Annotated in this window: 11 protein-coding genes; 10 read left to right on the top strand and 1 reads right to left on the bottom strand. The window is 43.8% G+C overall.

The features are described 5' to 3' along the window. Positions 1–47: 47 nt before the first annotated feature. From prfA to spoIIR, 4 genes are all read left to right on the top strand, one after another. On the top strand, positions 48–1,121 hold the full coding sequence (gene prfA, locus LG336_RS26545; protein WP_404330471.1) for a peptide chain release factor 1: 1,074 nt from the start codon (positions 48–50) through the stop codon (positions 1,119–1,121). After that, positions 1,114–1,974: a peptide chain release factor N(5)-glutamine methyltransferase gene (gene prmC / locus LG336_RS26540; protein ID WP_404330470.1), complete on the top strand. Its 861-nt coding sequence runs from the start codon at positions 1,114–1,116 to the stop codon at positions 1,972–1,974. The genes prfA and prmC overlap by 8 nt, the downstream gene beginning before the upstream one ends. Positions 1,975–2,362: 388 nt before the next feature. Next, positions 2,363–3,943 (top strand): Vga family ABC-F type ribosomal protection protein, encoded by a 1,581-nt coding sequence (locus LG336_RS26535; protein WP_404330469.1) that lies wholly within the window; start codon positions 2,363–2,365, stop codon positions 3,941–3,943. Between the two features lie 783 nt (positions 3,944–4,726). Further along, on the top strand, positions 4,727–5,473 hold the full coding sequence (gene spoIIR / locus LG336_RS26530) for a stage II sporulation protein R (RefSeq protein WP_404330468.1): 747 nt from the start codon (positions 4,727–4,729) through the stop codon (positions 5,471–5,473). A 266-nt stretch (positions 5,474–5,739) separates the two neighbouring features. On the opposite strand, the gene LG336_RS26525 is transcribed toward spoIIR, so the two are convergent. Continuing rightward, positions 5,740–6,081 (bottom strand): cupin domain-containing protein, encoded by a 342-nt coding sequence (locus LG336_RS26525; RefSeq protein WP_404330467.1) that lies wholly within the window; start codon positions 6,079–6,081, stop codon positions 5,740–5,742. Between the two features lie 159 nt (positions 6,082–6,240). Here LG336_RS26525 and LG336_RS26520 point away from each other — a divergent pair, with 159 nt between their 5' ends. The 6 genes from LG336_RS26520 to LG336_RS26495 all read left to right on the top strand — a co-directional run bounded on the left by LG336_RS26520 (position 6,241) and on the right by LG336_RS26495 (position 11,175). Beyond that, positions 6,241–6,696 carry a hypothetical protein gene (locus tag LG336_RS26520; RefSeq protein WP_404330466.1) on the top strand — a complete coding sequence of 152 codons (456 nt, stop codon included), beginning with the start codon at positions 6,241–6,243 and terminating at the stop codon, positions 6,694–6,696. A 209-nt stretch (positions 6,697–6,905) separates the two neighbouring features. Beyond that, the gene (locus tag LG336_RS26515; protein ID WP_404330465.1) at positions 6,906–7,952 is read left to right on the top strand and encodes an L-threonylcarbamoyladenylate synthase; all 1,047 of its coding nucleotides are present in this window, start codon (positions 6,906–6,908) and stop codon (positions 7,950–7,952) included. Between the two features lie 905 nt (positions 7,953–8,857). After that, positions 8,858–9,406, top strand: coding sequence for a manganese efflux pump MntP family protein (locus LG336_RS26510; protein ID WP_404330464.1), 549 nt, complete (start codon positions 8,858–8,860; stop codon positions 9,404–9,406). Positions 9,407–9,563: 157 nt separating this feature from the next. After that, positions 9,564–10,001 carry a low molecular weight protein arginine phosphatase gene (locus LG336_RS26505; RefSeq protein WP_404330463.1) on the top strand — a complete coding sequence of 146 codons (438 nt, stop codon included), beginning with the start codon at positions 9,564–9,566 and terminating at the stop codon, positions 9,999–10,001. Between the two features lie 97 nt (positions 10,002–10,098). Further along, positions 10,099–10,539, top strand: coding sequence for a ribose 5-phosphate isomerase B (gene rpiB, locus LG336_RS26500; protein ID WP_404330462.1), 441 nt, complete (start codon positions 10,099–10,101; stop codon positions 10,537–10,539). Positions 10,540–10,611: 72 nt separating this feature from the next. Next, positions 10,612–11,175, top strand: coding sequence for a TIGR01440 family protein (locus LG336_RS26495; RefSeq protein WP_404330461.1), 564 nt, complete (start codon positions 10,612–10,614; stop codon positions 11,173–11,175). The last annotated feature ends 660 nt before the right edge of the window (positions 11,176–11,835 follow it).

Here is an 11,835-nt window from a genome sequence, read left to right as displayed (position 1 = left end):
ATTAGGTGTGACCAGAGCCTAACATATAAAATTTGAGGTGAATGACTTTGTTTGATCGTCTTCAAGCCGTTGAGGACCGCTATGAAAGACTAAATGAGCTTTTAAGTGATCCTGATATTGTAAATGACCCAAAGAAACTCCGTGAATACTCGAAGGAACAGTCTGATATTCAAGAGACTGTTGAAGTTTACCGTGAATACAAGGTAGCAAAAGAACAGTTCCAAGACGCAAAGGCGATGCTTGAGGAAAAGCTGGATGCTGAGATGCGTGAAATGGTGAAAGAAGAAATTTCTGAGCTCGAAGATCAAATTGAAGATCTAGAAGCACGTCTGAAGATTCTTCTCATTCCAAAGGACCCTAATGATGATAAAAACGTTATCATGGAAATCCGTGGCGCAGCAGGTGGCGATGAGGCGGCGTTGTTTGCGGGTGATTTATACCGTATGTACAGCCGTTTTGCTGAAAGCCAAGGCTGGAAAGTAGAAGTCCTTGAGGCTAGTTCAACAGGAGTTGGCGGCTTTAAAGAAATTATTTTTATGATCAATGGAACTGGGGCTTATTCGAAAATGAAGTTTGAGAATGGTGCACACCGCGTTCAACGTGTACCGGAAACTGAATCTGGCGGCCGAATTCATACCTCAACTGCGACAGTTGCCTGCCTTCCAGAGGCAGAAGAGGTTGAAATCGAGCTTCATGATAAAGATATTCGTTTTGATGCCTTTGCATCGAGTGGAGCGGGCGGACAGAGCGTTAACACGACCATGTCAGCGGTGCGCTTAACGCATATCCCGACTGGTATCGTCGTTTCCATTCAGGATGAAAAATCTCAGCATAAAAATAAAGACAAAGCGATGAAGGTCTTGCGTGCCCGTGTTTATGATAAATTCCAGCAGGAAGCTCAAGCGGAATACGATTCCGTGCGTAAATCGGCTGTTGGGACGGGTGACCGTTCGGAGCGAATCCGTACGTATAACTTCCCGCAAAACCGTGTGACCGACCATCGTATTGGCTTAACGATTCAAAAGCTCGACCAAATTCTTCAAGGGAAAATGGATGAAATCATCGAAGCTTTGATCATGGAAGACCAATCAAGCCGTTTAGAGGCTGCATCCAATGAGTAAGAAACTATATGAAGCCCTCAACTGGGCTTCTTCTTTTTTAAAAGAAAAGCAGCGAGACGAGAACGTCGGTGAACTGCTGCTCCGTCATTTTACCGGAATGAGTCGCTCGAAGCTGTTCGCGGAACTGCGAGAAGATTTGCAGCCAGAGGTATGGGCACAGTTTGAAGAAGCGGTTCGTCAGCATGAAAAGGGAGTACCTGTCCAATATATTATCGGTGCAGAGGAGTTTTACGGGCGTCTGTTCAACGTGAATCCAGCAGTGTTAATTCCTCGTCCAGAAACGGAAGAGTTGGTCTATGGCGTGCTAAAACGGCTAGATTCAATGTTTGGCGTTGAGGGAGTGTTGGAGCTTGCAGATGTTGGGACAGGAAGTGGGGCAATTGCGATTACGTTAAAATTGGAAAACCCTCGCTTGAAAGTAACAGCGACTGACCTTTCCGAACAAGCCTTGGCAACAGCGCGGGCTAACGCAACAAGACTTGGTGCTGGAATTGAATTCATTCAAGGCGACTTGTTAGCACCGTTTATTCGTACTGGCAAGAAGCTAGATGTTGTGATATCTAATCCGCCTTATATTCCAGTTGCCGATCAATCGACGATGTCTGAAATCGTCACCGACCATGAGCCACATATGGCCTTGTTTGCTGGAGAAGCCGGTCTCGACCTATACCGCCGTTTTATGAACGAACTCCCGCTTGTGTTAAAAGAGAAGGCGCTCGTCGGCTTTGAAATTGGAGCTGGGCAAGGAGAAGCAGTGGCAGACTTGTTGAAACAGACCTTTCCTAGAGCAAAGGTAGAAGTTGAGTTCGATATCAACGGTAAAGACCGAATGGTGTTTGCGGAAATCGGCTAGGAGAGCGGGGACGTGGGGACGGTTCTCCTGTCCCAAAGACAAACAAACGAACCGTCGATTTTCTCCTATTGACAATTCCTCCCACTTTAGAGTACTGTTAGATTAATTCAAATAACGGAAGGGTGACCCAATACCGATGAAGTTTTAATCCTATTTTTTCGAAAACAACTTATTTTAAAGGCGTTCATTTTAAAAGCAGAGAAGTGTTCTGCTCTTATTTCATATTGCCTTTAAAGATTGTTTTCAGAATAGGATTGGATTTCAGGTGGTTGGGCTAAAGGGGACTGGTCTCTTTAGTTTCGTGCACCCATCGTAGCCTCCTATTCTGATTGTAGATAGGAGGCTTTTTTGTTTGCCTCCGTGACTGACGAAAATAGGGGGCGATAAAATGATTAGATTAGAAGCGAATGCCTTGAAGTTATCGATAAAAGATCGGGTACTGCTCGATTTGGAGAGGTTGCAGGTGGGCAGTGATGACCGAATTGGTCTTGTTGGCCGCAATGGAAGTGGGAAAACGACCTTGTTAGAAGTGTTTGCTGGAGTGCGCTTGCCTGAAGCGGGAACCGTCACTCATCATGGCAGTGTTGAGCTGTTGCCACAGTTGAAAAGGACAGACACCTATAAAAGTGGGGGCGAAGTGACGCAGGAATACATCAATTCAGCCTTGGCTCGACGGTCTGATTTGTTGTTAGCGGACGAACCTACAACACATCTTGATACGGAACATATTGAGTGGCTAGAAAAGAAGCTAATTAGGTGGCGGGGAGCGCTCGTCATAGTCTCGCATGACCGGGTATTTTTAGATGCAATCTGCACAAAAATCTGGGAGATTCACGAAGGGAAGGTAAAGGAGTACCCAGGCAATTACTCCGCTTACGCCGAGCAAAAGGAACTAGAGCGCCACCAACATGAACAGGCTTATGAAAAATACGAGAAAAAGAAGCAGCAGCTAGAAGAGGCGTTAACGCTGAAGGAGACTAAAGCAGCTCGCGCGACCAAAATCCCGAAAAAGGTGGGGAAGATGGAAAGTGGTGCGTCGAAGCCGTATTTTGCGAAAAAACAAAAGAAGCTAGACAAAGCAGCCGGCGCAATTAAAACTAGACTAGAAAAGCTTGAGAAGGTCGAAAAAGTGAAAGAAATTAGCCCAATTAAGATGAATCTACCAAATGAAGATTCGTTTAAAGGTCGGATTGTTCTTCGGGTTGAGAACGTTGGCGGTGTTATCGGGAAACGTGTGTTATGGAAGCCGGCAAGTTTTACGGTGCAAGGTGGCGATAAGCTTGCGATTATTGGGCCGAATGGGAGTGGCAAAACGACACTGGTGAAAAAGATCCTTCAGAGAGATGCCGGGATATCGGTTTCTCCAGCTGCTAAGGTGGGCTATTTTAGTCAAATAATTGAGACACTGGATTTGGAGAAAAGCATCTTGGAGAACGTAAGCAGCACTTCGGCGCAAACGGAAGCGTTTATTCGTACGGTATTGGCGAGACTTCATTTCTTTCGTGAGGATGTCTATAAACCTGTTCGGGTTCTGAGTGGAGGCGAGCGTATCAAGGTGGCCTTGGCGAAGTTATTTGTGAGTGAAATCAACACGCTAATATTAGATGAACCGACCAACTTCCTTGACTTAGAATCTGTTGAGGCACTTGAGTCACTGTTGCAAGATTACGAAGGAAGTATTATCTTTGTCTCGCATGATCGGCGGTTTATTGAGAAGGTAGGGACGCGGATATTGGCGATTGAGAATGGGGGTATTCATGTTTTTGAAGGGACTTATGAGGAATATAAAAACTATGAACCCCAGGACCACCGGAATCTTATCGAGGATAAGTGGATGCTGATTGAAACGAAGATTACGGAAGTGTTGAGTCGATTGAGCATCGAGCCTTCGGAAGAGCTTGAGCAGGAGTTTCAAGCATTGTTAGCGGAGAAGCGTGCGTTGATGGCGGATGGGAGTAAAGATAACTAGCTAGGTGAATGCAACATGTGCGCCTAGAATATGCCTGAGTGCTATTCGTGGGCTCGAAATTAGGGTTTAGCTATAAAATTGGGCGTCATGAAAGGTTCATGGAGCCCAAAAATAGAATAGAGCCTTTAAAACGGGCGTCATAAAAGGTTCATGGAGCCCGAAAATAGAATGGAGCCTCCAAAACGGGCGCCATGAAAGGTTCATGGAGCCCGAAAATAGAATAAAGCCTCTAAAACGGGCGTCATGAAAGGTTCATGGAGCCCGAAAATAGAATGGAGTCTCCAAAACGGGCGTCATGAAAGGTTCATGGAGCCCAAAAATAGAATGGAGCCTCTAAAACGGGCGTCATAAAAGGTTCATGGAGCCCGAAAATAGAATGGAGCCTCCAAAACGGGCGTCATGAAAGGTTCATGGAGCCCAAAAATAGAATGGAGCCTCTAAAACGGGCGTCATGAAAGGTTCATGGAGCCCGAAAATAGAATGGAGTCTCCAAAACGGGGGTCATGAAAGGTTCATGGAGCCCGAAAAAAGAAAGGAGCCTCCAAAACGGGTGTCATAAAAGGTTCATGGAGCCCGAAAACAGATTGAGCTTCTAAAAATGGACGTCATGAAGGATTCATAAATCTCTAATTTAAATACGTTGGTTTATACAGCGCTCATAAATTCACTCAACCAACTTACAACAAAACAAAGGTTCTTTTAACAAAAAAAAACTTAAATTTACTAGTTTAAGAATCTAGCAATCTGTCCACACTGTGACTAGTGAAGGGATGGTGCTAGAAGATGAAAATCAAACAAAAGCGATTAGCTGAACTTTATATTATGTTATTATGTGCTGCTACTATTTTAAATTTATATATGCCGACTACAGAGGCAACCACACAGGATCCAATGGTAATCCCAAATGAAGCGATCCGGTTGAGAATTCTAGCTGATAGTGATTCAACAAAAGACCAGGAAATCAAGCGGAAGGTTCGCGATGCCGTGAACGCAGAAATTACGAGTTGGGTGGAGAATCTAGTATCGCTTGAAGAGGCTCGTACCGTGATTAAGGATGGGATTCCTGAGCTACAGAAAATAGCGGAAGACGTCGTTGCTGAACATGGAAGCAATCAATCCGTAAAAGCAGAGTTTAATAAAGTCAAGTTTCCGACCAAGCTTTACGGTCAGTACTTGTACCCCGCGGGAGAATACGAAGCGGTTTTAATCACGCTTGGTGAAGGAACTGGCTCCAACTGGTGGTGCGTCCTGTTCCCGCCATTATGCTTTCTTGATTTTTCAAATGGGGAAGCAACAAGCCCAGGGTTTGAAAACGGAGAAGCGGTTGAGGCAAGTTCGACTGAGCAAGTAGATTCAGAAGAGCAAGCTGCAGCAGCTGAAGAGCAAGTATCGAAAGAGTCCGATGAACAATCTGATCAAGAAGAAAACGTCCTAGCGGAAGAAACAGCACCGCTTTATAAAGACCAAGAAGAAGAGTCGGTTGAAGTAAAGTTCTTCGTTGTGGAGCTTTGGAATAAGATTTTTGGTTAAAAAAGGATGTTTTCGTAAAGATTGTTGTTAAAATTGTAAAAATCTTAAAGCCGATTTTTACTACCTAAAGCCGATTTTAACGCAAGATAAGCTATTTTGAACGTTTTAGGAAGTTTGCACGCTCTTTTCTCATAATTAGATGCCTACTTTGTAGTAAACATGCTTAATTGTATCCATGAGCAACAAAGTTTGAGAAAAGAGCCTTAAAAAAGAGCCTGAACTCAAAGCAAATTTTGAGTCAGGCTCTTTTCGATTGGGTTGGTATCTTAGAGATCCTGTGCGAATCGCTCATCAGGAATCTTACTTAACATCACATATAGAGAAACCGGTTCGGCCCCGGTATTTTTAAACGCCATTTTTTCTTGATCTCGACAGTGAATCACTTCATTTTGACGAACGACCGTATCTTCACCGTCGACATTAAAAGTTCCTTCACCCTGCATCATTTGAATAAACACTTCACTGCCTGGATGGGCATGGGGTGGAAGCTCTTGTCCTGGTAAGAAGTTTAGTAAAAACACCGTACTATCGCCTTTTTTAAAGACAATTCGTTTCGTGAAGCGTTCTTCGCTAAACTCTTGATATTGACTCAATGTTTGTTTTTCCATTTAAATACCCTCCAATTAGTAGAATCTATTATTAGTATACGCTTCCTACCAAAAACAGTAGTGAGTCCCGTCACTCCTACAGAAAAATAGACGCTTTGGTTCTATCTTTTCTACAATACCCATAACTATATAGTAGAATTCAAAAAATGGGGTGGAGAAATGGAAGAGACCATTCGCAAGGCAGAGAAAAAGGATGTTAAAAGGGTAGAATCGTTTCTATTAGAGGCAAACTTAAATGCAGATGGGGTTGCCGATGCTATTGACTATTATTCTCTCCTAGAAACCAAAAGTGGTGCATTGAAGGCATGTATTGGCATTGAACCAGTAAATGGGGTTGGGATGCTACGGTCGTTTGTTTTATCTGAGGGAACGTCCCAGGTCCAAATCTTGATGTTGTTTGATCGCGTGATTCGAATTGCAGAAGGGAACAAACTCAAGTCTCTTTATCTTGTTACGAATAAAGAAAGTGCGGTTTCTTTTTTTAATAAAATTGGTTTTAATGTGGTAAAAGATATTCCAACGGCTCTTTTTAATCATCCACACTTTGAGCAGGTATCCAGTGTGGACAATTCGATTATTATGGGAATGAAGGTAGAAAATGTGGATAACTGCTAATTTGTGGAGAAGTTTGGGGAAAATGTGGGTAACTCGAAAAAAGTTATCCACGATTTCAACAATGTTATGCACAATTTGTGGATAGAAACTTGTCATCGGTCCGTTCTTCTTTTATACTTTCATAGAAATTGCATTCCTTAACCCCTATAATATAGGGATAAAAGAACTAATTTGGGGACAATCGTCTCATAAATAAAAGGTGGACAAGTATGTTAACAAGTATGTGGAAAGTGGATAAAGATGTGGATAGGTTAATCACATATCCACAAATTGTCGAAGCTGCGCGGATTTTGGCGAAAAATGAGGTAGTAGCTCTGCCGACCGAAACCGTTTATGGGCTTGGTGGAAATGCTGAAAGTGATGAAGCTGTTGCGAAAATTTTTGCTGCAAAAGGAAGACCAAGTGACAATCCGCTCATTATTCATATCGCAAATCTCAACCAGCTAAGTAACATTGCTCAAGAAATACCTGAACTGGCGAAAAGGTTAATGGATGCTTTTTGGCCGGGACCGTTAACTCTTATTTTTAATAAAAAGATAGGGAAGCTGTCGGAGCTGGCGACGGCAGGGTTATCCACAGTTGCCGTTCGCATGCCGAATCACCCCGTTGCCTTGGCCCTTATCGAGGTCGCCAACTTACCAATCGCGGCGCCTAGTGCCAATCTATCAGGTCGCCCAAGCCCTACAACTGCTCAACATGTCCATGATGATTTGGATGGAAGAATTGCGGGAATTGTCGACGGAGGACCAACAGGCGTTGGGGTTGAATCTACCGTGGTCGACTGTACGGGGGATATCCCCGTCATTTTACGACCAGGTGGAATCACGAAAGAACAGCTTGAGGAAGTGGTGGGGGAAGTGTCAACAGACCCAGCTTTAACGGATGAAGCCTTAGCGCCAAAGTCTCCAGGAATGAAATATCGCCACTATGCCCCAAATGCTCCGTTGTATTTGGTAGCGGGCGGTGTGAACAAGATACAAGGGCTTGTCGATGAAAAACGAGCTCAAGGTATGAAGGTCGGTGTCATGACCACCGAAGATAATGTGGAAAGCTACCGTGCGGATGTCATCTTTCCATGTGGACGCCGAACTCAGCTCGAAACCGTTGCTGAAGCCCTATATGACACTTTAAGAGCTTTTAATGAAAGCGATGTAGACATCATTTTCGGCGAGGTATTCCCCGAAACAGGAGTCGGCGTGGCGATTATGAACAGACTGACGAAAGCATCGGGCTTTCCGATTATTGTTAATGACTAATGAGACAGAGAAGAACTGGCAAATGCTAGTTCTTCTTTAGTTTGTGGTAATTATAGTTTTAATGAGGTTTGATCTAGTAGGGACGGTCAAATAGCAGGGTTCTAATTACCCGAACGAGGTGGAAGACGAGGATGAACGGTCAAAAAGAGGGGCTCTAATTACCCGAACGAGGTTGAAGACGAGGATGAACGGTCAAATAGAAGGATTCTAATTACCCGAACGAGATTGAAACAAGGTCGAACGGTCAAATAGGAGGGTTCTAATTACCCAAACGAGGTTGAAATAAGGGAGAACGGTCAAATAGAGGGTCTCTAATTACCCGAACGAGGTTGAAACAGGGTCGAACGGTCAAATAGAAGGGTTCTAATTACCCGAACGAGGTTGAAACAGGGTCGAACGGTCAAATAGCAGGGTTCTAATTACCCGAACGAGGTTGAAGACGAGGATGAACGGTCAAATAGAAGGATTCTAATTACCCGAACGAGATTGAAACAAGGTCGAACGGTCAAATAGGAGGGCTCTAATTACCCGAATGAGGTTAAAAACAGGGTGGAACGGTCAAATAGGAGGGTTCTAATTACCCGAACGAGGTTGAAGACGAGGATGAACGGTCAAATAGAGGGTCTTTAATTACCCGAACGAGAGTGAAACAAGGTCGAACGGTCAAATAGGAGGGTTCTAATTACCCAAACGAGGTTGAAATAAGGGAGAACGGTCAAATAGAAGGGCTCTAATTATCCGAACGGAGTTAAAACTAGTGCGAACGGACAAATAGAACCGATCAAACAATTTCTTAATTAGAGAAACCCCCATCAAAAAGCGGGGCTAGGAGAAATGCTTCTAAACTCTGGAGGACGTGCATATGTTGATATAGCAAGTCCACGTATGTCCAGGGAGGCTAGAAAATGGGAGCAGTAATCGGAGAAGTCGTAACACTAATCTTGATGGCCTTTGCGCTAGGAATGGATGCTTTTTCAGTTGGCCTAGGCATGGGGATGTTTAGGCTTTCGTTAAGGCAAATTTTAAAAATAGGAATCATGATTGGAATCTTTCATGTCTGGATGCCTCTCGTTGGCATGATTGCCGGACGTTTTTTATCAGATCAATTCGGAGCCATCGCCAGCTATCTTGGTGGAGGGCTGTTGATTTTATTAGGCATCCAAATGATACGGTCCAGTTTTAAGGAAGAGGAAGAAAGTTTAATTGCTCCTGTCGGGAAAGGCTTGCTTTTTTTTGCCTTCGGCGTGAGTTTGGATAGTTTTTCAGCAGGTTTGACGCTAGGGATCTATGGTGCGAAAACATTCCTTGTTCTGATTTGCTTTGGAGCAGTCGCAACCATCCTAACCTGGGCCGGGCTGTTTCTTGGTAGAAGGGTTCAAGGATGGCTAGGTCAATATAGTGAAGCACTAGGTGGCGGCATTCTACTTGCTTTTGGGTTGAAGTTGCTATTTTAGAATAAACCATTCAAAGAGCTATTTTTCAAATGTTTCATACATATAAAAATAGTGTTATTTTTTGCTAGGCACCTGAATTTGGGTGTCTTTTTTTTCTGTTTTTTAACATAAATACGTATAATAAAAACAAAGGATAAAAAATAAAGGAGGCTGGCGAATGAAACGGATTTTATTTGTATGTACGGGGAATACCTGTCGTAGTCCGATGGCCGAGGCGATTTTAAGAAGCAAGAACATTCCTGGTCTTGAGGTAAAATCAGCGGGGGTTTTTGCCGCTGTAGGGAGCGCAGCCTCAACGAATGCAGGAAAGGTGTTATCGGAAAATGAGATAGATTTTAATCACCAATCAACCCAGCTTTCGGCAAAGGAAATTGAATGGGCAACGATTGTTCTGACTATGACAGCAAGTCATAAAGATGCGGTGTTAAGTCATTTTCCACCAGCAAGCGGCAAAACCTTCACTCTTAGTGAATTTGCCGGAAAAGACAGCTATGATATCGCCGACCCTTATGGCGGGAGCATTGAAATCTATCGTGCCGCATTTGCGGAAATTAAAGATGCGATTGAAAAGGCAGATGAAAAGTGGAAACACTAAGCTTTGTTGTAATCGTGAATTTCAACGAGAAATCTTTTTAATTTGATAGGTTTGTGAGAAAATAACGGTAGAATCGATGGATCAGGAGGAATGAAGGATGAAGGTTGCAATTGCGTCCGACCACGGCGGCATAAATATCCGTGAAGAGATTAAACAGCAAATGGAAGAGATGGGCATTGAGTATGAGGATTTTGGCTGTGAATGCGACACATCAGTCGACTATCCCGATTTTGCATTGCCAGTTGCTGAAAAAGTGGCTGCCGGAGAGTTTGACCGCGGCATTCTGATTTGTGGGACAGGAATTGGGATGAGCATCGCGGCCAACAAGGTCAAGGGCATTCGTTGTGCACTTGTTCATGATGTTTTTAGTGCGAAGGTTACTCGCCAGCATAACGACAGCAACATCATTGCCATGGGCGAGCGCGTTATCGGCGCAGGTTTAGCCCGTGAGATTGCCAAAGCATGGCTAACATCAGACTTCGAAGGGGGCCGACATGCAAACCGTGTTGGGAAGATTACGGAGTACGAAAATAAGTAAGTTGAATGGACTGTTATACTAGGCGACTAATTTTTAGTGAAACACCTTAAACGAAGAAAGGATGTGGGTTGGATGATTAATCAATGGGAAGTGGAATTCAATAGAGTCCTTTCTGAGTTCAAGGATCAAGTAAAATTGAGTGCGGCGCAAGTGCTTGTGATTGGTTGTAGCACGAGCGAAATTATCGGCGAAAAAATTGGCACAGCAGGTTCCGAGGAAGTGGCTGCATTTGTGTTTCGTCAGCTAAAACAGCTGCAGGTAGACACAGGAGTACAGCTGGCGTTTCAGTGCTGCGAGCATTTGAACAGAGCACTCGTCGTCGAACGTACGACCGCTGAAAAGCGTCAGTTAGAGGAAGTCACAGTCATTCCCGTTCGGACAGCTGGCGGCGCAATGGCTACATATGCTTACGGAAATCTGAGTGACCCGGTTGTAGTCGAGTTTATTAAAGCGGAGGCAGGCATTGATATTGGCAGCACGCTGATTGGCATGCATCTGAAACCTGTGGCGGTACCACTAAGGGTCTCGCAAAAAACAGTAGGACAAGCCTATGTGACGCTCGCTACAACAAGACCAAAGCTCATCGGCGGCAACCGAGCAGTATACGAAAAAAACCGCGAAAACGAATCCTGTTAAAAGGAGAAGCTCCTAGTTGGGGCTTTTTTTCTTTTTGGGGAGATGTAATGTGAGTAGTGGGAGGTTTCGCGAATAGAGTGAGGAAAAGTGCGAATAGCCGACAATTAAACGTGAATAGGAGTCCAGTTTGCGTGAATAGAAATGGGAAATGCGCGAATAGAACGAGGTTTCGCGAATAGAGTGAGGAAAAACGTGAATAGCCGACAATTAAACGTGAATAGAAGTCCAGTTTGCGTGAATAGAATTGGGAAACGCGTGAATAGAACGAGGTTTCGCGAATAGAGTGAGGAAAAACGTGAATAGCCGACAATTAAACGTGAATAGGAGTCCAGTTTGCGTGAATAGAAATGGGAAATGCGCGAATAGAACGAGGTTTCGTGAATAGAGTGAGGAAAAACGTGAATAGCCGACAATTAAACGTGAATAGAAGTCCAGTTTGCGTGAATAGAATTGGAAAATGCATGAATAGAACGAGGATTTACGTGAATAGGATAATTCCCTACAAATAGATCAGGACTTCACGTAATAGAACCAAGTTCCACCTGAATAGAAACGACTCAATAAATCAATTCCCAATCTAAAAATAAGAATTCTACTATTCCACTCCCCAAATTCATCCAAAAACCGAACATTAGCACCCGAAAATGAGAAAAAGGTCGT

The organism is Mesobacillus maritimus (genome assembly GCF_044803185.1).
GTDB lineage: Bacteria > Bacillota > Bacilli > Bacillales > Cytobacillaceae > Mesobacillus_B > Mesobacillus_B maritimus_B.
Note: the sequence above shows the minus strand (reverse complement) of the source record. Positions and strands in the feature narration are given on the sequence as shown.

Excerpts from the sequence above, each read along its gene's own strand:
- prmC (WP_404330470.1), top strand. The coding sequence starts at position 1,114 with ATGAGTAAGAAACTATATGAAGCCCTCAACTGGGCTTCTTCTTTTTTA.
- LG336_RS26535 (WP_404330469.1), top strand. The coding sequence starts at position 2,363 with ATGATTAGATTAGAAGCGAATGCCTTGAAGTTATCGATAAAAGATCGG.
- spoIIR (WP_404330468.1), top strand. The coding sequence starts at position 4,727 with ATGAAAATCAAACAAAAGCGATTAGCTGAACTTTATATTATGTTATTA.
- LG336_RS26525 (WP_404330467.1), bottom strand. The coding sequence starts at position 6,081 with ATGGAAAAACAAACATTGAGTCAATATCAAGAGTTTAGCGAAGAACGC.
- LG336_RS26520 (WP_404330466.1), top strand. The coding sequence starts at position 6,241 with ATGGAAGAGACCATTCGCAAGGCAGAGAAAAAGGATGTTAAAAGGGTA.
- LG336_RS26515 (WP_404330465.1), top strand. The coding sequence starts at position 6,906 with ATGTTAACAAGTATGTGGAAAGTGGATAAAGATGTGGATAGGTTAATC.
- LG336_RS26510 (WP_404330464.1), top strand. The coding sequence starts at position 8,858 with ATGGGAGCAGTAATCGGAGAAGTCGTAACACTAATCTTGATGGCCTTT.
- LG336_RS26505 (WP_404330463.1), top strand. The coding sequence starts at position 9,564 with ATGAAACGGATTTTATTTGTATGTACGGGGAATACCTGTCGTAGTCCG.
- rpiB (WP_404330462.1), top strand. The coding sequence starts at position 10,099 with ATGAAGGTTGCAATTGCGTCCGACCACGGCGGCATAAATATCCGTGAA.
- LG336_RS26495 (WP_404330461.1), top strand. The coding sequence starts at position 10,612 with ATGATTAATCAATGGGAAGTGGAATTCAATAGAGTCCTTTCTGAGTTC.